15 protein-coding genes are annotated in these 23,494 nt (G+C 35.0%); 5 read left to right on the forward strand and 10 right to left on the reverse strand.

Annotation, left to right across the window (positions count from 1 at the left end):
• Positions 1 to 68: 68 nt before the first annotated feature.
• Complete coding sequence (locus ACO05K_RS00175) at positions 69 to 296, reverse strand: DUF3098 domain-containing protein (protein WP_421942454.1); 228 nt, start codon at positions 294 to 296, stop codon at positions 69 to 71.
• Complete coding sequence (locus ACO05K_RS00180) at positions 296 to 1,174, reverse strand: cell division protein FtsX (protein ID WP_421942455.1); 879 nt, start codon at positions 1,172 to 1,174, stop codon at positions 296 to 298. The genes ACO05K_RS00175 and ACO05K_RS00180 overlap by 1 nt, the downstream gene beginning before the upstream one ends.
• Positions 1,175 to 1,374: 200 nt before the next feature.
• On the opposite strand from ACO05K_RS00180, the gene ACO05K_RS00185 reads away from it, so the two are divergent.
• Positions 1,375 to 1,779, forward strand: coding sequence for a lipocalin family protein (locus ACO05K_RS00185; RefSeq protein WP_421942456.1), 405 nt, complete (start codon positions 1,375 to 1,377; stop codon positions 1,777 to 1,779).
• Positions 1,780 to 1,845: 66 nt separating this feature from the next.
• Here the strand turns inward: ACO05K_RS00185 and ACO05K_RS00190 are convergent, their stop codons facing one another.
• Complete coding sequence (locus ACO05K_RS00190) at positions 1,846 to 2,142, reverse strand: type II toxin-antitoxin system RelE/ParE family toxin (RefSeq protein ID WP_421942457.1); 297 nt, start codon at positions 2,140 to 2,142, stop codon at positions 1,846 to 1,848.
• Complete coding sequence (locus ACO05K_RS00195; protein ID WP_421942458.1) at positions 2,124 to 2,294, reverse strand: hypothetical protein; 171 nt, start codon at positions 2,292 to 2,294, stop codon at positions 2,124 to 2,126. The genes ACO05K_RS00190 and ACO05K_RS00195 overlap by 19 nt, the downstream gene beginning before the upstream one ends.
• A gap of 120 nt (positions 2,295 to 2,414) precedes the next feature.
• Between ACO05K_RS00195 and leuS the strand changes: the two genes are divergently transcribed.
• Positions 2,415 to 5,201, forward strand: a complete 2,787-nt coding sequence (gene leuS, locus ACO05K_RS00200; RefSeq protein ID WP_421942459.1) for a leucine--tRNA ligase — start codon at positions 2,415 to 2,417, stop codon at positions 5,199 to 5,201.
• A 353-nt stretch (positions 5,202 to 5,554) separates the two neighbouring features.
• Here the strand turns inward: leuS and ACO05K_RS00205 are convergent, their stop codons facing one another.
• The 3 genes from ACO05K_RS00205 to ACO05K_RS00215 all read right to left on the reverse strand — a co-directional run bounded on the left by ACO05K_RS00205 (position 5,555) and on the right by ACO05K_RS00215 (position 10,264).
• Positions 5,555 to 6,859 carry a DEAD/DEAH box helicase gene (locus ACO05K_RS00205; RefSeq protein ID WP_421942460.1) on the reverse strand — a complete coding sequence of 435 codons (1,305 nt, stop codon included), beginning with the start codon at positions 6,857 to 6,859 and terminating at the stop codon, positions 5,555 to 5,557.
• Positions 6,860 to 7,155: 296 nt separating this feature from the next.
• On the reverse strand, positions 7,156 to 8,490 hold the full coding sequence (locus ACO05K_RS00210; protein ID WP_421942461.1) for an MFS transporter: 1,335 nt from the start codon (positions 8,488 to 8,490) through the stop codon (positions 7,156 to 7,158).
• Between the two features lie 439 nt (positions 8,491 to 8,929).
• The gene (locus ACO05K_RS00215; protein ID WP_421942462.1) at positions 8,930 to 10,264 is read right to left on the reverse strand and encodes an APC family permease; all 1,335 of its coding nucleotides are present in this window, start codon (positions 10,262 to 10,264) and stop codon (positions 8,930 to 8,932) included.
• Between the two features lie 666 nt (positions 10,265 to 10,930).
• On the opposite strand from ACO05K_RS00215, the gene ACO05K_RS00220 reads away from it, so the two are divergent.
• From ACO05K_RS00220 to ACO05K_RS00230, 3 genes are all read left to right on the forward strand, one after another.
• Positions 10,931 to 12,799, forward strand: coding sequence for a DNA topoisomerase IV subunit B (locus tag ACO05K_RS00220; protein ID WP_421946262.1), 1,869 nt, complete (start codon positions 10,931 to 10,933; stop codon positions 12,797 to 12,799).
• A 328-nt stretch (positions 12,800 to 13,127) separates the two neighbouring features.
• Positions 13,128 to 14,564, forward strand: coding sequence for a sensor histidine kinase (locus tag ACO05K_RS00225; RefSeq protein WP_421942463.1), 1,437 nt, complete (start codon positions 13,128 to 13,130; stop codon positions 14,562 to 14,564).
• 139 nt (positions 14,565 to 14,703) lie between these two features.
• A complete protein-coding gene (locus ACO05K_RS00230) occupies positions 14,704 to 15,060 on the forward strand; it encodes a response regulator (RefSeq protein WP_421946263.1) in 357 nt (118 codons plus the stop codon).
• 9 nt (positions 15,061 to 15,069) lie between these two features.
• Here the strand turns inward: ACO05K_RS00230 and ACO05K_RS00235 are convergent, their stop codons facing one another.
• From ACO05K_RS00235 to ACO05K_RS00245, 3 genes are read right to left on the reverse strand one after another with little or no spacing between them, the layout of a single operon-like run.
• On the reverse strand, positions 15,070 to 16,086 hold the full coding sequence (locus ACO05K_RS00235) for a YihY/virulence factor BrkB family protein (protein WP_421942464.1): 1,017 nt from the start codon (positions 16,084 to 16,086) through the stop codon (positions 15,070 to 15,072).
• Positions 16,087 to 16,093: 7 nt separating this feature from the next.
• A complete protein-coding gene (locus ACO05K_RS00240) occupies positions 16,094 to 18,385 on the reverse strand; it encodes a BamA/TamA family outer membrane protein (protein WP_421942465.1) in 2,292 nt (763 codons plus the stop codon).
• Complete coding sequence (locus tag ACO05K_RS00245; RefSeq protein WP_421942466.1) at positions 18,369 to 23,363, reverse strand: translocation/assembly module TamB domain-containing protein; 4,995 nt, start codon at positions 23,361 to 23,363, stop codon at positions 18,369 to 18,371. Before ACO05K_RS00245 ends, ACO05K_RS00240 begins: the two co-directional genes overlap by 17 nt.
• Between the last annotated feature and the right edge of the window lie 131 nt (positions 23,364 to 23,494).

A 23,494-nucleotide genomic window follows, 5' to 3' on the forward strand; every position in this document is an offset into this window, starting at 1 on the left:
GCGTATAAATGAAAGAAAACGCTTATTTATTAATTAAGCGTTTCCCATTATATCCAAAGGGATGAAAATTATTTTTTTAAGATGGCGTAGATGCCAAAGGCGAAGCCGAAAAGGACAACTAAAGGTGCTAATAATGTTCTTCTGAAATCATAAATATCGCCAGTTGTACCCATCATTAAAATGAAACCTACCACAACAATAGCAATGCTGATTAACAACAACTGATAGTTCTTCTTGGTAAAAACCAATTCGCTTTTTACTTCTTGCTGTGTAGATGCTGATTTTTTTTGTGCCATTATCTATATAAATTATAAGATTTTAAACGTAAATATTTACTTACCGCAAACCAGGTGCTAATACCCGTAATAAAGAAACCTATAATTATCAAACCAACGAATACAATTCCAAATTCTTTGTAGTTGTTTAATATAATAATTTCTGGCACCTCTTTACGAGCATAAATTAGCGTAGCCAACAGGATAATAATTGCAATAAAGGCAGCGATTAATCCATGTAAAAAGGCAAATAATATAAAAGGACGTCTGATAAAGTTTTTCGTTGCACCAACAAGCTGCATACTTTTAATTAAAAAGCGCTGCGAATAAATTGCAAGTCGGATGGTGTTGTTAATCAGTGCGATAGCGATAACAAGTAAAATGGCTGCAAACGCTAAAATTACTAAACCAATTGTGTTGATGTTTTTGTTTACCATATCAATTAACGAACTTTGATAAACCACTTCTTTTACTACCGGGTTTTTAGAAATCTTTGCTTTTAAAGCTTCGATACTTTTATTGTTAGCTGATTCTGCTTTTAAATACACATCGAAAGTAGATGTTAAAGGGTTATAGCCTAAAAAGTTAACAAAATCTTCGCCTAAATCCTGAGTTAGGTTTCTGGCAGCTAATTCTTTATTTACGTATTGCGTTTGTTTAACAGCAGGATCTGAATTTAAGTCTTTCTGGAAAGCTAAAACATCAGCTTCTTTTGCGCCTTCATCAACAATTATGTTTAAAACAATGTTCTCTTTAACGTAGTTTGAAAGGTTTTTTGCATGAACAAGTACCAAGCCAAGAAGCCCAAGCATTAATAAAACCAATGCGATACTAAATATTGTAGATATGTATATGGTTTTAGTTTTCTTAGATGCGTCGCTTACTTCGAATTCTTCCATGTATTTAAATTTGTTTTTTGCGAAAATATAAATTATACCTGATAAACTCCAATTAATAGGTTTTTAAATGAACAATAACGTTCAATATCAAGCTTTAGTTTAACCAAAATAATTGCGTTGTTTTTTAGTGTTTTTGAAAATGCGGTACGAAATTTGGTTATTGGGCGTTAATATTACGAACTATAATTAATCAGACCTAAATGAAAAGACAATTTACAACGTTTTGCCTGTTTCTTTTTGTAGCGACAGCGATGTTTTCTTGTAAAAAGGACGAAACTTCTTTAAAAGCCCGCATAATTGGAAAATGGACCGTTAATAAAATAGAAGTTAGTGGAAATACCAATGCTGCATTAAACGGAACTTTTAATTATACCGTTAATGATTATATGGATTTTAAAGCCAACGATGACGACCAGGTTGAGTTGAGTTTAAATAATCAACGGACAATTGGAACATATACAGGTTCGCTTGGAAATGATTTTACGATGTCGTTTCCTGAAGGAATATCTTATTGTACAACATCAACTCTAACCACCAATCAGTTGCAGTTTACGGCGAAGATTGATAAAACAAATATTGTTAAGGTATATTACTTAACCAGATAAAAATCTTAATCCCCCGATTATTTGCTTGCGCCATTGGTTTTTTAAATCAATGGCGCATTTTTTATGTTACCATTTAATCATTTTAGAAGGGAGAAATTCACAAATGATAATCTCCTCATCCAGCTCCATTAATACGATTGTATATTTTCTGTAGTTTATGCGCTTGTAACCCATCAAAGCCCTTTCAGGTTCTCTACATATTTTATACCGCTTTCTTTCGTCAGCTAATAGTTCGATAAAGTCATAAACATGATCAGCAAATTTTTCAGCTGTTGCCGGAAATCCTTCCGATTCAATAAACCAGGAAATTTCAGCGATACTTTCTACAACAGATTCTTTAATTATTATTTTTCTGCTGACCATTTCCTGATTAACTTTTTGCTAATGGCTCTTGCCTCAGCAATTGAAAAAGTTTTCTCGGGATGGTGTTTTAAAGCAGCTGTTTTTTGTAGCTCTTGAAAGCTTTCTTCGGGGATGAGTACGTATTTTTTATTTTCGATTGTTACATGTGCCATAACTACTCATTTTGATAAACGAAGATAATAATAAATAAGTTAACGCTTTAACTTGTTTTTTGGTTTCACTAAACCCCTTAATTTCCGTAATTTCGCCCCTTTAAAAATTTAAAACTTGCAATGGATTACCAATTCAAAGAAATAGAGCAAAAGTGGCAGAAGTTTTGGGCCGATAATCAAACATTTAAAGCCGAAAGCAATTCTGAAAAACCAAAATATTATGTGTTAGATATGTTCCCTTATCCATCTGGAGCAGGTTTACACGTTGGTCATCCACTGGGTTACATTGCATCAGATATTTTTTCGAGATACAAGCGCCTTAAAGGTTTTAACGTTTTGCATCCAATGGGTTACGATTCATTTGGTTTACCTGCAGAACAATATGCCATTCAAACCGGTCAACATCCGGCCATTACTACCGAAGCAAACATTGCAACTTACCGTCGACAGTTAGACCAAATAGGTTTTTCTTTCGATTGGAGCCGCGAAGTGCGCACTAGTGAGCCATCTTATTACAAATGGACGCAGTGGATTTTTATGCAGTTGTTTAATTCATGGTACAATATCGAAACGGATAAAGCAGAAAATATTTCAACCTTAATCGAAAAATTCAATGCATCCGGCACAGCCGATGTTAAAGCAGTTTGCGATGAAGATGTGAAATCTTTCTTACCGAGCGATTGGGCAACTTTCACTGAGGAAGAAAAACAAGTTGAATTGTTAAAGTACCGCATGACTTACCTTCGGGAAAGTACGGTAAACTGGTGCCCGGCTTTGGGAACGGTTTTAGCAAACGACGAAGTGAAAGATGGTTTCTCCGAACGTGGTGGATTTCCTGTTGAGCAAAAGAAAATGATGCAGTGGAGCATGAGAATTACAGCTTATTCTGACAGACTTCTGCAAGGTTTGGATACCATCGATTGGCCGGAACCAATAAAAGAAATGCAACGTAACTGGATTGGTAAAAGTGTTGGAGCGAGTGTGAAATTTCAGATTGAAGGTAACGAGAAACAAATCGAAGTTTTCACTACACGTGTAGATACCATTTTCGGTGTTTCGTATTTAGTTTTAGCTCCAGAGCATGAATGGGTTGCAGAATTAACTACGCCAGAACAGAAACAAGATATTGAGAATTACATTGCTCAAACCAAAAAGAAATCGGAATTAGACCGCATGGCGGATACTAAAACCGTTTCCGGAGCTTTTACAGGCACTTATATTATTAACCCCGTAAATGGCGAACGCGTACAGTTATGGATTGCAGATTACGTACTTGCAGGTTACGGAACGGGTGCGGTTATGGGTGTGCCAAGCGGCGACCAACGCGATTGGTTATTCGCAACGCATTTCAATTTGCCAATTATCCAGATTTTGGATGGTCAGCAAGATATTGAAACGCAAGCAGACCCAACTAAAGAGGGAAAATACATCGACTCAGGTTTCATCAATGGGTTAACTTATAAAGAAGCGGTTCCTTTCTTGAATAACTGGTTAGAAGAAAAAAATGTTGGTAAAGCAAAGGTTAACTTCCGTCAGCGTGATGCGATTTTCGGTCGCCAACGTTATTGGGGAGAACCAATTCCTGTTTATTTTAAAGATGGTTTGCCATATTTAGTTCAGGAAGAGGAATTGCCTTTAATCTTACCAGAAATTGATAAATATTTACCTACAGAAACTGGCGAACCGCCTTTAGCAAGAGCTGAAGGATGGCAATCAAAAGATGGTGGACATTACGAATTAAGCACCATGCCTGGTTGGGCAGGAAGTAGCTGGTACTGGTATCGCTATATGGATGCCAATAATGATGCTGATTTTGCTTCAAAAGAAGCTGTTGAATATTGGAAAGATGTTGATTTATACATTGGTGGTTCTGAACATGCAACTGGCCACTTACTGTACAGCCGTTTCTGGAATAAATTTTTGAAAGATTTGGGTTATACCAAAGAAGAAGAGCCTTTCAAGAAATTGATTAATCAGGGGATGATTCAGGGCAGAAGTAATTTTGTTTATAGAATTAATGATGCTGATGGTAAACCTACAAATACTTATATTTCTGCTGGGTTAAGAAAGGAATATAAAACTTCGGCATTACATGTTGATGTTAATATTGTAGAGAATGATATTTTAGATTTAAATAAATTCAAAAACTGGAGAGAAGAATATGCTAACGCAGAATTTATTCTTGAAGGTGGAAAATACATTTGCGGTGTTGAGGTAGAGAAAATGTCGAAATCAAAGTTCAATGTGGTTAATCCAGATGATTTGATTGAGCGTTATGGTGCTGATACCTTGCGGATGTACGAGATGTTTTTAGGTCCGTTAGAGCAAAGCAAACCATGGAATACCAACGGTATTGAAGGTGTGTTTAAGTTCTTACGTAAGTTCTGGAGGTTATTTCATAACGAAGCTTGGGAATTTACCGTTACAGATGCCGAACCAACTAAATCAGAATTGAAATCGTTGCATAAAATTATTAAAAAAGTTCAGGATGATATCGAAAGGTTCTCTTTCAATACTTCTGTTTCTAGTTTTATGATTGCCGTTAACGAATTGACAGATTTGAAATGTAATAAACGCAGCATCTTGCAAGATATGGTGATTATTTTATCGCCTTACGCTCCGCACATCTGCGAAGAACTATGGATTCAATTAGGTAATGAAGCAGGTACATTGTCGTACACAGCATTCCCAACTTTTAACCCTGAGCATTTGGTAGAGGATGAATTTGCTTATCCAGTTTCTGTAAATGGTAAAATGAAAATGAACTTAAATTTAAGTTTAACTTTAGCGCAACCAGAAGTCGAAGCAATTTTATTTGCTAACGAGCAATTCCAGAAATTCTTAGACGGCAAAGCACCAAAGAAAATCATTTTTGTAAAAGGAAAGATTATTAATGTAGTGGTTTAAGTTTTTAAGCTGAAAGGTTAAAGACTTAAGCGAAAAGCATTATAAAAGGAAAACCCGAGTTGAGAAAATTAATTCTGGGTTTTTCTTTTTAGGGCTATCGTCATTGCGAGGTACGAAGCAATCTTAAAACTATAGTTTTTCATAGCGAGCGCATTAAGATTGCTTCGTGCCTCGCAATGACGACCGTTCATGCAAAGTTTTTTGGAGCAAGGTATATATTCCTTGCCGTCTGGCTTTAGCCGACGGATAACAAATCAAAAAAAACAAAACCCGAGCTGTAAATTTACAACTCGGGTTTTTATACATTTGCAAGAAAGCTTTATCCTTTCAGCTTCAATCTTTCAGCTCAAAGCTTACTTCGCTTTATTTCTGTTTCCGCCAAACCTTCTGTTATTGCTGGCATTACGAGGCTTGCCGCTCATGTTTCCATCGCCGCCACCTCTTTTGCCGCCACCACCGCCACCTTTCGATTGTGCTTGTGGTTTGCGCTTAACCTGGTTTTTAGCCAACATACTTTCCCAGGTTAATGGGTAAGGATGGTCATCAACAACAGGAAGCGTAATTTTAATCAGTTTCTGAATATCTAATAAGTACTCGTTTTCTTCAGCATCGCAGAATGAAATCGCAATACCGTTTGCACCAGCACGACCTGTACGACCAATTCTGTGTACATAAGATTCAGGAATATTCGGTAATTCGAAGTTGAAAACGTGAGATAACTGGTCGATATCGATACCACGGGCAGCAATATCAGTAGCTACTAAAACACGAATTTTTCTGTCTTTAAAATCGGTTAAAGCCCGTTGACGAGCATTTTGCGATTTATTTCCGTGAATAGCAGCAGCTTTGATTCCAGCGTGTGCTAAATCTTTTACAATTCTATCTGCACCATGTTTAGTACGTGTGAAAACTAAAGCAGTTTCAATTTTCTTATCCTCTAAAAGATGAATTAACAACTTCTTTTTATCAGGCTTATCCACAAAATAAACCGATTGAACAATAGTTTCAGCTGTTGAAGAAATTGGCGTAACCTCAACTTTCGTAGGACTAGATAAAATCGTATTAGCTAACTTTTGAATTTCATCAGGCATGGTGGCCGAGAAAAATAAAGTCTGGCGTTTTGCAGGTAATTTTGCTACAACTCTTTTCACATCGTGGATAAAACCCATATCCAACATTCTATCTGCTTCATCTAAAACAAAAAGCTCGATAGTGCTTAAGCTTATAAAACCCTGGTTCATTAAATCTAACAAACGGCCAGGTGTAGCCACTAAAATATCAACGCCTTTGCGTAACGCTTCCACTTGCGAATGTTGGTTTACACCTCCAAAAATTACTAATCTGCGTAAGTTTAAATTGCTTCCGTAAGCTTTAAAACTTTCTTCAATTTGAATGGCAAGCTCACGTGTTGGTGTTAAAACCAAAGCTTTGATGTTTTTTGTTGCTTTGGTATTGATGTGTTTTTCGTGCAGTAATTGCAACATTGGGATGGCAAAAGCAGCAGTTTTACCTGTTCCTGTTTGTGCGCAACCTAATAAATCTTTACCTTTTAATATTGTTGGGATGGATTGCTCCTGTATAGGTGTTGGTTGTGTATAACCTTCTTTCTCAAGCGCTTTTAAAATTGGCTCAATGAGGTTTAATTCTTTGAATAACATGTATTTTTTTTTGTAGTATTTATCGAAGAAGCTAGAACAATCATTTGTTGAAGGACTAACTTGCGGAGAGAATATGCCATATTAGAATGACAAGCCCTTATTCCTGCTTCGGCGGCAAAGATACGAATAATATATGGAAGAGGGAAAAGAGAGAATGGAGGATGGGAAATGGAAGATGGAAATAGTAAATGGAAAATAGAAAATAGATGAGGAAAATGGAAATATCGGAGAATTGGATGCTGAACAGTTGGGAGCCTCAAAAATCCTAAAATCCTTTAATCTTTAAAATCCTGGTACTATTTCTCCTCCTTAAACCTACTAAAGCAAATTAATGCAACCAAGCACAAACCAAAACCAACAATTCCATTTAAGCGTAAGCCAAAATCATTTCCCGGGTCTTTACCGTAAATGGTTAGCATGGCAAAAATGGCAATACCCAAAGTTTGTCCGAGTTTTATAAACAGATATTTAACTGCGAAAAACATTCCCTCATGGTTTTCGCCACTTTCAAGAGTATCTTTTTGAGCAATATCGGCTAATATGGCATTAGGCAAAATTCCTAAAGCGGCCAAAGGAAAAGAAGCTGATAAAACCAAGATGTAAAGTTGGGTTTGCGGTAATAAAGGTAATTTTCCTAAGAAGAAAATGGTTACAAAAATTAAGCATAAAACAACAAAAGCAGAAAGTACGAATGGTTTTTTGCCAATTTTTGCAGAACCAAAATTAACAATTGGATAAAAAAGTAATGACGCCAAAACCATCACACCCATAAATTTTCCGCCTTGCGATTCGTCTAAGCCTAAAAGAACAGTGCAGAAATACAGTAAGCCACTCGAAATAATGCTTAGAGCAGTGTAAAATGCGAAATCAGATACCAGATAATATTTAAAGTTGCTGTTTTTAAAAGTGTTTTTAATAGCCGGCCAAAGTGGAATATGTGTTGGTTTTGCCACTGAAAATTCCTTTTCGTTAATAAAAAATATTGGCAATAACATTACTAAGCCCGAAAGTACACACAAACCCCAAATAGCGATTTGAACGGCTTCGCTACGGTTTGCAACGTAAAAATCATCTTGAACCAAATCGGCAAAATTGTTGGTGCAGGCCGATAAAATAATGCCAATAACAAATCCAACTTGCTGGTAACTAGATAACTTCACTTTTTGCCTCGGCGTATTGGTTACCTCGGCCAGCAAAGCGTTGTAAGGAATAATATACGTGGTTACTGAAATAAAAAACAAACAAAGTGTTATCGTGAGCCACCATGCATTATGCAAACTTTCGCCTTTTTGGATAGGGTAAAAAACGAGTCCGCAAAAAATTATTGAAGGAATAATTGCCCATTTCATAAAAGGCATTCTGCGTCCGTTTGGGTTTTTACTTGCATCACTTTTCGAAGCGATAAATGGGTCGAAAATGGCATCAACTAATCTGCCCGATGCAGCAATAATAGAGAGGATGTTAAACAAACCCAGAAAAACAAGTTGAGGTACCAATGGGGGCAAACCGGCATTGCTTGGCGGCAAGTAAAAATAAGGCAGCATCACAATGATAATATTCGTCATTGTGCTCCAGCCAATCATACCGGCAGCGTAAGCAATTTCTTGTTTTAGTGAGAGTGTTTTATTCATTAATTAAGTTAAAATTATAATCTGCTTTGTAAAGCAAATTTCTGTAATATTTGGTTTCGATAGTCCTGCTTTTCGTTTTATCCCGTTATTGTTTCAGTGCCGATTTTCCGACAGCGTAACGGGATGTTCACTTCAATCAGGTTTATTTTACGCAGATTAGTCTTATTATTTTCGGCTAATGGCTTAAAAAAAAACCTCAGTTTTATCAATAAAATTACCACTGCAATTTAGGATTTTAATTTAACCATTACGGAGTTAATTTGCCACTTAAACCCGACAGAAACGAAAATACTTTTTGTTATCTGCCGAAATAAATTGCGTTGGCTTTCCTCTCCTGAAACAATAAGATAATGGGGATGAAGATTTTCAAAAAGATTGCAGTGTATGGCGGGACTATTGATACCGATGTGCACTACAATTGCTTTTCTAAAAATAGTATTTATTTCTTGTTAAATAGCTTGGCAATAAAATAAATGGCTAAAAATCCAATAAAAATATACAAACCATTTAAAGCCGCATTCGGGTCGTCAGCATAAATACTGAATGCTACGAAAGTATAAGCTGCGATAAATATAATAGGCAATATTGGATAAAGTGGCACGGTATAAATGGTTTTATTATCTAAATGTGCAGTGCGTTTTCGTAATATGAAAATGGTTGCCGCAGAACTTGCCATGCTTATGCTTTCTAAGAAAATAGTGTAGTTTAAAATTTTATCAAAGGTTTTTGCAAAGAAGATAATAACGACTGCAACTAGTGCAAAAACGGTTAGGCTAACGCTAATCACTTCTTTTTTATTCATTCTGGCAAAAACTTTTGGTAAAGCACCTTCTTCGCCCATTGCAAACATGGCTCTTGGGTTGCTCAGTAAATTAACGTTTACATAGCCCATTACCGAAACAAAAATAATTACCGAAAGCATTTTAAAACCCGCTGGTCCGAATATTTTAGAAGCCAGAATTGCGGCAATACTTTCAGCTGTTTTTAATTCTTCGAAACCAATAACTTTTACATAAACGTAGTTTAAGGCCATGTAAAGAATTACAATAATTGTTAAACCAATGATTATAGAGCGTGGAATAACCTTTTTTGCTTCAGTAACTTCTCCACCAAAATTTATGGTTTGTGCATAACCAGCGTACGAAAATGAAACGGCAATTAAACATAAACCCAAAGCTTTTCCATAATCTGCCCAGCTTGGTAAAGCATTGCTTGCGGTTTTAAAAACGGGTGTGATATTTTGTGTTGTTTCGGCAAAGAAAATGGCGCAGATTAAAATTAAAATTAAGCCTATTTTGATAATGGTTAGTACGTTTTGGGTTTTTGAGCTGGCCTTTAAGCCTAAAAGATTAATTAAATAAAATACTAAAATGGTGGCAATAGCGATTGCAACACGATAGGTTTCATTCTGCATTTCTACAGGTAAAATAATTTTACTTAAATATTCTGCACCAATGATGGAAATTGCCGCTACTGATGCTGCACTTGAAATTAATACAATGCAATTAATGGCAAATGCAATTGAAGGATGGTATGCCTTGGAGAAAATTTTATAATAACCACCAGTTACGGGATAACGCGAACCAATTTCTGCATAGGTTAATGCACCACAGAATGCTACAAAACCCCCAATAAACCATGCCAGATAAAATAATTCTGGTACCTGAGCTTTCGCCGCAACGTTTACTGGTGTGCGGAAAATACCCATGCCGATTACCAAACTAACCACAATCATGGATAAATCGAATAGCGAAAGTTGCTTTTTCTGTTGCATTAAAAAAGGGAAATAAAATATGGGTTGAAGATAGGGAAAATATGGAAGATGTTTGATGGGAGATGGGAAATGGAAAAGGGAGGATGGACAATGGAAAGTAGAGAATGGGAAATGGAAAATAGGGAATGGGAGATTGGGAAAGGATTGGTGAATTATAGTAAAACTGAGATTAGGTGCTAAGGGTAAGTTAGGCTTTCGGTTTTATACGCTTTGCTAACTACCGTTTAAAATATTACGGATTCTTGCCAAGTACGACCGTCAATCCCAAGTGCTGGGTAAATCAAAAAAACAGTTGCAAAATAGAACAATTGTAGACACAAACCTAAAACGCAGTGGTTTTGCAGAGATATACTTCTAAACTTTCATATCGCAGATGCGAGCAAAACTAAGTGCCGCTGTTTTTTTGATGTGTGTGGGTGGGTGTGAAAGCACATCGCTGGATTGACAAGCATTTTTGCATACTTTTGATGCCTCAAAAGTTTGATGCCCCGCGGCATAGAGCGAAATATAAAACTAACTTTCAAGTAAGAAAGACTACACTGTTTAGTTCTTACCTTAATAGTTCCTATTTTTTTGTTGAAATTTCTTTACTCAGCTTGGAAGATAAATTCTTTGGGAATGCCTATTTTAGCAGAGTTTTTCATCGGGATTGCAAACAAGAAATTTATGGCAGAAGTAATTTATAACGACGACAGTATTCGTTCATTAGATTGGAAAGAACACATCAGACTACGTCCCGGTATGTATATCGGTAAACTTGGTGATGGTTCTGCACAAGATGATGGTATTTATGTTTTGCTTAAAGAAATTGTAGATAACTCTATTGATGAATTTGTGATGGGTACTGGAAAAACCATCGAAATTACCGTTTCCGAGCAAAAAATAAACGTTCGCGATTATGGGCGTGGCATCCCTTTGGGTAAAGTTATAGATTGTGTAAGCAAAATAAATACTGGTGGTAAGTACGATAGTAATGCGTTTCAAAAATCGGTTGGATTAAATGGGGTAGGTACTAAAGCGGTAAATGCCTTATCTACCAGTTTCACAGTACAATCTTATCGCGATGGAAAAACTAAAAAGGTAGAATTCTCTAAAGGAGAAATTGTAAACGAGCAGCCTGTAATTGATACTACTCAACGCAACGGAACGGCCATTACTTTTTATCCAGATGAAACCATTTTTAGAAATTACCACTACATACCAGATTTTGTTGAAAGTATGGTTTGGAATTATGTGTTTCTGAACACAGGCTTAACGGTAAATTTCAATAATCAAAAATATTTTTCGGAAAGAGGTCTGTACGATTTACTTTCAAAATTTAATAAGCCAGAAGAAATTCGTTATCCAATTATACACATGATTGGTAACGATATCGAAATTGCAATGACTCATGGTCAGCAATATGGCGAAGATTATCACTCATTCGTTAACGGACAACATACAACACAAGGTGGAACACATCAGGCTGCGTTTAGAGCTGCCGTTGTTAAAACCGTTCGTGAGTTTTTCAAAAAAGAATTTGAAGCATCTGATGTTCGTTCATCTATCATTGCTGCAATTTCAGTTCGCGTGCAGGAACCGGTTTTCGAATCGCAAACTAAAACCAAGCTAGGGTCTCAAAATATGGGTCCTGAAGGACCTTCAGTTGCTACGTTTATCAACGACTTTGTTAAAAAGGAACTGGATGATTACTTGCACAAAAATCCAGATGTTGCTGATGCATTGTTGAAACGTATTAATCAATCTGAAAGAGAAAGAAAAGATATTGCCGGAATTAAAAAACTGGCTAACGATAGAGCTAAAAAAGCATCATTACACAATAAAAAACTTCGCGATTGTAAGGTTCATTTTAACTCAACACACGAAAAACGTTACGAGACAACCTTATTTATTACCGAAGGAGATTCTGCATCGGGTTCGATAACAAAATCTCGTGATGTAGATTGTCAGGCTGTTTTTAGCTTAAAAGGTAAGCCGCTTAACTGTTACGAATTAACAAAAAAAGTGGTTTATGAGAATGAAGAATTTAACCTTTTGCAACATGCCTTAAATATTGAAGATGGTTTAGAAGGCTTGCATTACAATAATATCGTTATCGCAACTGATGCCGATGTAGATGGTATGCACATTCGTTTGTTGATGATGACTTTCTTCCTTCAGTTTTTCCCAGATTTAGTAAAGGCAGGACACGTTTATATTTTACAAACACCTCTTTTTAGGGTTAGAAATAAAAAGGAAACCATTTACTGCTATAGTGACGAGGAACGTAAAAATGCTATCGAAAAATTAGGTAATAAACCTGAAATTACCCGATTTAAAGGTTTAGGCGAAATTTCTCCAGATGAGTTTGGATTATTTATTGGTAAAGACATCAGGTTAGACCCGGTAATTTTGAAAGACCAAACCATTAAAAGTTTGTTAGAATATTATATGGGTAAAAACACACCTGATAGGCAACAGCACATTATCAGGAATTTACGTGTAGAGAAAGATGAAGTAAAAGAAGATCCAAAAGTTATTGATGATGTAGCATAAATTAATACTTTTGTATTTTATTTGAATGATGTTAACATCTTCAAGTTAGCGTTTCCCTATTGTTTTGATTTATTTCCCGTGACTTTGGCAATTATGTTCCATAATTATTAAAATCAAAGCCTTGAAATCTACTAAAAACTCTGCAGTAAAATACTTAATCATAGTATTTTTAATTTTAGTTGTTTTTGCAATAAGTGCAAGTCTGTTTGTCAATTTTTCTAAAATACCCCTTTTAAAGTCAGTTAATAAAATTGTTCGTGTGCAGAGCGATTTTACAAAATTGGACAGTTGTATTTTTAAACTTTATAATGCTGAAAATAGCTGCAGAATGTACGTGGTAAGCGGAAATAAGGCTTATTACAATCAATTCGTAGCTGAAATTAGAGAAGTTTCAGAAATAATGGAAGCAATTGAGCATGAAGGTCAGGAAGAAAAGGTTCAGCAAACAGATAGTTTTAATGAATTAATACAACAGAAGAAAATACGAACTACTCAATTTATTCAACTTAAAAAATTAGCCGATAGCTTAATTAATTTTTCAGTAAAAGTTGATGACAATATCGAGCAGGTTAATCCTAAAAGCAACTTATTTACCGCAAGACAATTTAGAAGTATTGTTAAAATCAATACAATAAAACCTAATGTTGTTGCCGCTCCACGTAAAAAACTTTTTGGGCGAATAATTGCTGCTATTGGCAATAAAAAAGATAAAGCTACTGATACCACAAAGGCAACATTAGTTAAAACAGCAATTTCTGCAGATACTTCATCAGTAAGTTTAGCTTATAATAAACTTCAACTAAAGTTAATTAACGATTATTATATCAAGCTTTATAGATTAAACAAAAATTTAAAAGATAAAGAATGGCTTCTGTTAGATTTAAATCATAAACTTATAGAAACGATTGTTAATAATTTAAATAAGTATAAAGTAATCGAAAAGGATTATTACGATACAATTCAGCAAAATATCAATGTTAAAACATTTAAAACGGTAGAGAACCTTGATAGATTTACTCGGGCTTTACTTGGCCTGGCGTTCTGTTTATTACTTGGAATTTTGTATGCTATATATAATTTATATCGCAATGAAAAGGCATTGATAATTTACAGTCAAAAGGCTGAACTTTATGCTCTATCTAAAAGTAGGTTTTTAGCTAATATGAGCCATGAGATTCGTACACCATTAAATTCTATAGTAGGTTTTTCAGAACAGTTAACACAGGTAAATCTGCAGCCACAACAAAACGACCAAGTAACAGCTATTAGAAAATCTTCGGTTATGCTACTCGATGTTGTAAATGATATTTTAGATTTTTCAAAATATGAAACAGGTAAAGTAACCTTCGAAAAACTTCCTTTTTCTCCAAATATTGCAATACAAGATGTTTTTGAAAGCATGAAAATTCAAGCAGATAAAAAGAAGCTTGATTTTGTAATGGATATGCAGAATGATAAAGACATTTTTGTACTTGGAGATTCGTTAAGGTTGAAACAAATTGTGATGAACCTCTTAAGTAATGCAATTAAATTCACACAAGAAGGTTCTGTAGTCTTAAAAGCTGAGGTTAAGAAGTTGCAGGAAAATAATATACTTTTAAAAGTTAACGTAAAAGATACCGGTTTAGGAATTAGTGAAGTAGATCAGAAAATTATTTTTGATGAGTTTGCGCAAGTGTATTACGCCTCTACTAAAGAAAAGCAACAGGGAACGGGTTTAGGATTAGCCATCTGTAAAAAAAATTGTCGAGTTTCATGGTGGTAAAATTTCTTTAACCAGTAAGGAAGGAAAAGGTTCTGTTTTCTCTTTTGAACTGCCATATGAATTAACAAGTAAACCTATTGAAATTGAAAGAAAATCTGAACTTTCTACTCAACAATTAGATAAACTAATTGGAAAAAATATTCTTGTTGCTGATGATAATGTTTTAAATATTCTCTTGGCTACAACAATTCTTAAGAAATATAAATTAAATTTTAATGCAGCAAGCGATGGCCAGCAGGCATTTGAACTTTTTACTGAAAATGATTACGATATTATTTTAACTGATATTCAAATGCCTGAGCTTGGAGGTATTGAGCTTACCAGATTAATTAGACAATCAGAAGATGCGCAGAAAAGAAATGTTCCAATTCTAGGCGTTACTGCAAATGTGATGCAGGAAGACAGAGCTAAATATTTAGAATCGGGTATGAATGAGTTGGTTTTAAAACCATTTCTGGAAAAAGAACTCTTAGAGAAAATTCTTAAATTTATTTAATTAACGCACCTAATCTTTTGGTGCGTTAATGGTATCTTCCGGATGTTGTGGTGGTAAAACATCAACATTTTTCTCTACAATTGTAATTTTCGTAAATACTGCATATTTGCTTGGTGCAATTCCTCCATCATATTTCTCTGCATAAGCTTGTGTAAACTCAGCCCCGAAATATAAAATAACCGAGGTATAGTAAATCCATAGGAGGATTACAATTATTGAACCAGCTGCTCCAAATGCAGAAACTGTTGTACCTTTTTCAATGTAAATACCAATCAAATATTTACCTAAACTAAAAAGTAATGCTGTAAAAAGCGCACCAATAATGGCTGATTTCCACTTGATGTTAACATCCGGTAGTACTTTAAATATTATGGTAAACACAGCGGTAACAGCTGCCAATGTTAAAACATTATTTAAGATGTAAATGAGCAAAGCCATTGTGTCGTTTGCTACTGGTATCACTTCATCAATTTCCGTTTGCGATATTAATGAAACTAATTTATCGCCCAAACCAACAACTAAACTATTTATTACCAATGATACAAGCAGTAAAAAGCCCATCGAAACGATTAACGAAAAGGAAAGTAACCTGTTCGTAAGCATTTTAATCCAGCCTTTTTTAGGCATGGCTTTAACTTTCCAAATCAAGTTTATACTATCCTGAATTTCAATAAAAATTACCGTTGCACCAATAATTAAAGTGCCAATACCAATAATTAAACCTATGGTTGATTGTCCGGATTTATTTGCGTTATCTACAAAACCTTGTATCTGAGTAGCTGCTTCTGGACCAACTAAATCGGTAATTTCATTAAAGAATTTATCTCTGGTTTTCATTGCTTCGCCAAAAAATAACGTGGCAGAGGCGAGGATAATTATAATTAGTGGTGTAAGCGAAAATATTGTGTAGTAAGCTAATGCAGCACTTAATTTCATTACTCTATCTTCTGCAAAACCTTTCCCGGCAGCTATTAGTAAATGATAAAGAGCAATAAAAAAGCTTTTTATTTTATTAAGTAATTTCATAAATCAATTAAAACGGATATCCGATACCAATATTAAAAATTAAATTTTGTCTGCGCCAATCTTTATTCCCAAATGAAATATCATCGAAAACCCATCTTTGACCTTCTGGTAAGTAAGGTTTACGCACTGGGAATGCAACATCCAAACGAACTACAAATATGGTCGCATCTACACGTAAACCCGCACCTGTCCCTACAGCCAACTCATTCAAAGTGTTTTTTAATTTAAACTCCGAACCTGGTCTAAGCGGATCTTCTTTTCTTAGCCAAACATTTCCTGCATCTACAAACAATGCACCATATAAAACGCTTACAAGTTTGAAACGAAGTTCTGAGTTCAACATCAATTTAACATCACCACCTTGGTCTGCAAAAAGTGCATCTTCTGCAACTTTAAATGTTCCCGGACCTAAAGTTCTGGCCGGAAAGGCACGAATGTCATTACTTCCGCCAGCAAAAAATTGCCTTACAAATGGGAGCGAAGTGCTGTTTCCATAAGCATAGCCATAGCCAACATTTAATCGGTTAGCCCAGGTTACATTTCTGTTGATTTTATAATAATCTCTTAAATCTGCTTCTAAACGAACAAATTGAGTAAGTGGCGTATTGAATAAAGTTTTCTGACCTAAATTATTTGTTGGCGTAAATAATCCCCAAACATTACCTCCTGTTTCTATTCCTCCAAAGAAATATGTGTTATTTCTTCTGTTGGTTTCCATTTGGTTGGTATAGGTGAAATTATAATTACTTCCAATAATAAACTGATTTTCTAAAGTTGCCCTTAACAATGGATTCTCAGTAAAGAGTTTGGTTCTTGTTGCCGAATCAGGGAAACGTGTAGAAATGTAACTAAGCGAAATAGGATTGAAGGTGTGTTCCTTGTACAAGTTTTCTTTAAAGTTGTAACCAAATTCACCTTTAAATGCGTTTAACGTGTATTCGCCACCTCTGTTTAACATTTGGTAGGATAGTGATGCTATTGTTTTTGGTATAAATGCTGTTGTACTGTTTGGTTTATAAAACGGAACAATAAACCTTGGAAAAGTTAATTTACCTTCAGCTGTTAGAGAAAGAGAATTTCTTCCAAGCGATGTTCCTCTCGTTTGTGTTTCAAAACCTCCGCTAACGCTTACATCTAATTGTTCTGCACCTCTAAATAAATTTCTGGTTGTCTGTGTAACCTTTACTTCAGAACCAACAAAGTTGTTCGATTTACTTGTTCCAGTAACCGAAAAAGTTAAGGAGTTTTTCTTTAGTGGAGTGAGGTAAATGTTTAAATCAAGCTGATTGTTTTTGAAACTATCCACAGGCAAAAATTCTGCCCTAACATCTTGAAAAGCATTAATATTTACCATTCTATTTAAAGATTGGTTATGATCTTTTCGGTTGTATAGCTCACCTTTTTGGAAGAATACTAACCTATCAAATAACCGCGGTTTGAAAGTATTTCTGTCATCGTATATGTTAAAATCGTGGTATTGCAAAGGCTGTAATTTTCTTAATGAAGAATCTCTTCTTAAAGAATAATTTGGATAGATGTTGATGTTTTTAATTGTGTATGGTTTTACACCAGCATCTGGAGCAATATCTTTAACCTTTACTGTAACATTTACCAGGTTTTTACCAATGGTGCTATCCACCTGCATTATCAAATAATCAGGGCTGAAATAGAAATATCCATTTTCCTTCAAGTCGTTATCAATTCTAACTCGTTCGTTTTTATAAACATCCAAATCATAATAATCTCCAACTTTTAAAAGGGTTTTCTCTTTATTCTGGTTGATGATTTTAGTAAGGATACCAGAATCTGGTGGGAAATTTACCTGATTGATTTTGTATCTATCGCCAGTATTTGCGGTGTAGATGGCTTTTGCTTTTTTATCTTTTACAACAGTATCTCCAGTAACAACGGCTTGTAAATAACCTTCACTAATTAAATAGCTTGTTAAAACATCATTGTTGTATTTCAATTTAACCTCGCTTAAAAGTACAGGTGGTTCACCTTGTCTTCTTAGCCAGTTTCTAAATCCCTTTGGTTTTTTTGGTTCACCAGCAAGATTGTAAATGGCCAATTTGAATTTTATACCAAGTAAAGATTTATTGGGACGGGGGCGTGTTTTGCTTTCCAAATCAGCTTTAACCTGTTTTTCATCCTCAATTCTGCCTGAAGAATCAGGATTGATTTTTACCTCTGCTCCGGTATATAAAGCCTGCCCTGGTTTTAAAGACTTGGTACTACTACAACCCGCATAAACTAAACAGGCCAGTATAAATAAAATCGGTCTAGTTAGTTTTCTCATCTTGTGCTTTCTGTTCAATGTTTCTAGTTCTTCTTACTCTTTTCTTTTGAAATATCTCTCTAAATTTGTTATAATCAACCACCAGTGTAAAACCTAAACCGGTTTCTATAATCTGGCCTTGTACAATTACATCATTCTGGTTTCTTCTGTATGCTCTTAACCTATATCTTCCATCGGCTGATAAGGCATATTCTACATTAACGTTTCCTGCAATATCTGTCGATTTTTCTCCAGGTGCTTGTGGCCCTTCAAGCGCAAATGAACTTCCTACAGAAACAGTTAATCTATCGTTTAATAACTTTTTAGATAAACCAACTTCTAAATCTGTTTTTTGCTGTAAAGAGCCTGATGAATAATCTTCTGATGAATTTACACCAAAATTTAAATCTACACCTTGAATTAAATCAGATGTTAAATTGTTAAGCTGCTCGGTTAATAATTTACTTACGCTTGAACGGGCAAGTGTAGAAACACCACCACCGCCACCGGCTAAACTTTGGAATGGATTACTTGCAATAAATCTATTTAATGCCAACAGGGCGAAAACTTGTTTATTCAATTCGCTTTCATCACGGTTAACGTTAATTAATTTCGTATAAACCTGTCCGCCTAAAGCGTTACGTTCATTTTCTGGCAAATCTATTTTAAATGAGATAATAGGTTTCAATAATTCGCCTTTCATCATTAAATATACCTGAAATGGCAATTTGGTTTTGGCTTCATAAAGATCTGGCTGATTCAATAAATCAATTGGGGCGGCATTTACTTCGTACAGCGCACTTAAATTTACATTAGCAGATGTTGGTTCGCCGGTCCAAACTATGGTACTTCCTTTTACTAATCTGAATGCTTTTTTTCCTAACGGACCAACTGATAAATTGTATGAGCCATCAATGATTTCGTAACGACCTGTTAAACTGATTTTACCACTTGGGTCAATTGTTGCGTTTAGGTTTGCATCACCCTTAACATTTAGCGCATCACCATTCGATGGATCTACAACTACGTTTAATTCTGCTTCCGGATCGACTGTAATATTTGCGACTAAGTTCATTCCTTTAACCGGTGATTTGCTTATACTATCTACTTTCAGCGCTCTTTGTCCGTTAAACGGTGGCGCATCAGCATCAATAAACTGTACTATTCCTTCTTGGTCGATTACAGATGGGTCGTTTGCAGGTAAAGCAAAAAAGAATTTCGTGCCTTTATTAACGTTAACCGACATATTTACATCTGGCTGGTTCAAATCGCCACGAACTTTTATATTACTGGTTAAAAATACCGTTCCGTAAATCATGTCATTATCAGCTGCGGTAGAGTTTATCGCCCTGAAATTGTTCATGTTAATATCTAAGCCAAATCGATAATTCTTAAAATCGGTTGTATAAACCTTTCCGTTTATTGTTGCTTTTTGATTTAAAGAATCAATCAAAGTAAAATTATTAAAGCTGATGCCTTCATTAGTGAAAGATATTTTTTCGTTCGGCATTCTGAAATAAGAGTTTACATAAGCAACATTTATTCCGGCATTATTGAACGTTAAATCACCCAGAATTCTTGGTGCAGTTAAAGCACCTTTTACAGTAAGTGCTCCGGTTAAAGTTCCTGTACCATTTTTCAGCTGACCTTGAGATAAACTCTCGATATTTTTCATCTCGATTTTATCGATGTTAACAGTCAAATCCAACGCACTTTGAGGTGCGGTGTAGTAAAAGCCATTAACCCTTAAATCATGTACACCACTTAAAGCAACGTTTACTTCGAACGCGTTCCCGGTATTGTTGTTTACTGCAACGCGTAAAGTTCCAAGCTGATCTTTTTGATAGCGCAACTGGTCGATGGTTAAGTTTGCCTCAAACTTTGGCGTACTTGCTAAATCTTTAACGTTAGCTGTTCCATTTAATCTGCCGCCAACCAAGGTTGTATCTGTTTCGGCAAATTTGGTTAATGTCTCCAGCTGAAAATCTTTAAACTCAACCGTTAATGGTGCATTTGGTTGTGTTGGATTACTGTTTATTGATAAAGATTGGCCGCTATTGCTAATTTGGAATTGATTAACCAAAATTCCGGATGCACCAAACTGAATGTAGTTTTCTGGAGAAACTGCCCATTTTTCGTAATCTAATAATAGCTTATTAGGGTCAAGGTTAAATTTGAAATCCTTATTAATCGATTGGAAATTACCACCAATTACATATTTGTTTTTGAGTTGTCTATCTCTAAGGAAAATGTTTACACCTAAAATATTATTAGCCGCATCGCCACTTATTTCGGTATTGAATAATGCAATCGATGGACTCTGAAGGTGTTTAACCGTTAAGCCATAATCTAATTTATTATTATCGTTATTGATATTTATAACAGTAGTATCAACTTTAAAATCGCCGTAAACAATTTGCGGGAAATTACCTTTTATTTGCAAACTATCTTTCTGTGTATCAATTAAACCATAAAATTGAGAAGGTTTGAAAACCGTTAGCTGCGGCACAAATTGTTTTAGCAATTTAGAATCGTAAACCTGAATAAAGAAACGCATACGCTGATCTGGAATTTGAGTAACTTCTCCAAAAGCATAGTATTTATTTATCTCATTTATAATAGCATTACTCACTTTCGTCAGCTGATATTTTCCGTCAATTTTAGCTGATAAAATTTCTGATTTTAACGTTAACTCATTTTCTGTAGCTGTTGATTTAGCTGTAAGCGCAATCGTGTCAACAGCAATTCTTTGCGCATCTTTAACAACTTGTAAACTTGTAATGTCAACTGTTCCGTTTAAATAGTCTGCATCTGCAGTTTGTAAATCAACTTTAACAATTCCGGCTGCACTTAATACCGTCGGACTAAAATTTAATGCCTGCAGATTAACTTGTTTCAGGTTCAGGTTCGCTTTTACTGCCGGATATTTTCCAGCCATATTTACCTTTGCATCTAAATTAAAATTAGCATTGCTATCGGGCATGTTACTTTTAATGTTGATGTTTTGGTTGGCGTAAGTTCCTGCTAAACTTAAATTTCGATAGGTATATTTATTATAGTATGCACTTAAAACCTTCGCGTTAAATTTTGCATTAATTTTTTTAGGGTCTAATCCAGTTCCTGCAACGTTTGCTTTTACCGATACCCTGCCAAGCTTCGGTTGCATTTTAAGCAAGCGACCAACGTTAAAATTGTTCAGGCTGATATCGGCCTTATAACTTTCACGTCCTTTTGGCCCGTTCATACCGGCAATTACAACTGCACCGCCCATATCTGTTTGGATATTCATATTGGTGTTAAAATCTGTCATCGAACCTTTAAAATTACCTTTTGCGTTGATTACATTAGGCAATTCTATAGATGGTGGAAGCGACTTTTTAGGTACGGCAACTAAAATGTCACTCTTGGTAACGTATAACTTTTTGATATTTAAATCAAGAAAGGTTTTGTTAATGTCTGGCAAGCCTTTAGCTGTTCCGCTGATGTCTATCTGCGTATTTTTTAAACCACTAATTTGCAGTTTCGGGATATTAAGGTTATTTAAATAGCCATTAACTTCCGCATTCAGTCTTATTTTTTCGTTGCGATAATTTGCCGGAATTGCATTGCTAAAATAACCAGCATCTTTTAAACCGATGGTAGTATTTTTGAATGCCAAATTTAATTTTACCTTTTCAGGATGTTTTGTCAAATCATCCATAGAAGTAAAATTCAGTTCGGTAGCATTTTCAATATTTGTATTAGGCGTTTTTAAAACGAAATTGCTCAGTTTGATTTGTTTATCATTGTAAATGGCATTTCCTTTTAATTCGTTTAAAGCAAAACCGCTTTTTTCTTTTAATGAACCATTTTTAACGTTTGCCTTTACTCCGTCTACACTGTAGTTTACATCACTTGCTCCAAAACTTAAACCTGTAATTTTTAGGTGGTTAAAATCCATGCCTTTTGCAGCAGGTTTTGCACCCAGATTATCAAACTGAAGATTATTTTCAGCAAGGCTGATGTTTTTTATGATTAAACCTAAAGGCGATTTTTCGGGAACAACGGTGTCTTTAACCTTTTTTAAATCGTTGCTTGGAGCAGGTTTAAATGCAAAAATGATATTCGATTTATTCAATCGGGCATCATCAACGGTGTATTTGCTATTTGTTAAGTCGACTTTTAAATTCACCAAACCTAAATCGTTAACATCTGCAATTGCTTTTGTTGTCGAAATCTGGTCGTCGTAATTTACTTTTACGTTAGAAAAGGCAAAGTTTTCAATCTCAATTAATGGAAGTTTTCCTTGCGCTTTTTCGGCACTATCAACAGTATTAGTTAAATGCTGAACCAATTGTACCAACGGTTTCTGTTGCAAATATTTAAGTGAGGTATTATTAAGCGTTAAATCTTTAATTACGTAATGCTGGTTTTCTAAATCGAAGGTTTTGAGTTTCGTTTTGAAAGCGCCCAAATAAAGTTTAACATCGTTTCCGGCTACATCATCGCGGTAGGTTAAGCCAATATCTTCGAAAGAAACTTTATCAACCGAAAATTTTAATGTAGATGCAGTATCTTTATCAACTTTTCCATCAGGTTTTTTCTGGTCGCTCATAAATGCATTTACCAAAAAAGAAAAGTTAAAAGTTGTATCGGGACTTATTCGTTTTACATTAGCCCGTATGTTTTTTAGTTCGATGTCATTAACCTCAACTGTATTATCTAAAAGCTTGAAAAGACTAATATCAACCGCTAATTTTTCTGCATAAAGTAACGTGTCGCCTTTTAAATCTTCAATGTAAAACTTGTTTAAAACAACATCTTTTGGCAAAGCGATTTTTATACTTTCTAGGCTAACTTCTGTCTTGGTTTTGTTTTTAAGATAATTTATTGCTTTATCTTTTACAAAATTTTGTACTGCCGGGATGTTTAAAGACAAGGCTAAAGCAACAACCAAAATTATAATTGATGCAACAACCCATAATAATATTTTGAGACTTTTACGTACGTATTTATTCAAAGCAGAGAATGTTTGGTGTTTGTGAATTGCTAAAAACGTGCCATTAAAATAATTTCAACGCACAATTTATAATTAATACAAAAAATAGCTTAAATTGTTCGCCCGTTGTAAAAATTTAACACAGCGGTTTT

The sequence above is a fragment of the Pedobacter sp. genome (assembly GCF_965227205.1).
GTDB lineage: Bacteria > Bacteroidota > Bacteroidia > Sphingobacteriales > Sphingobacteriaceae > Pedobacter.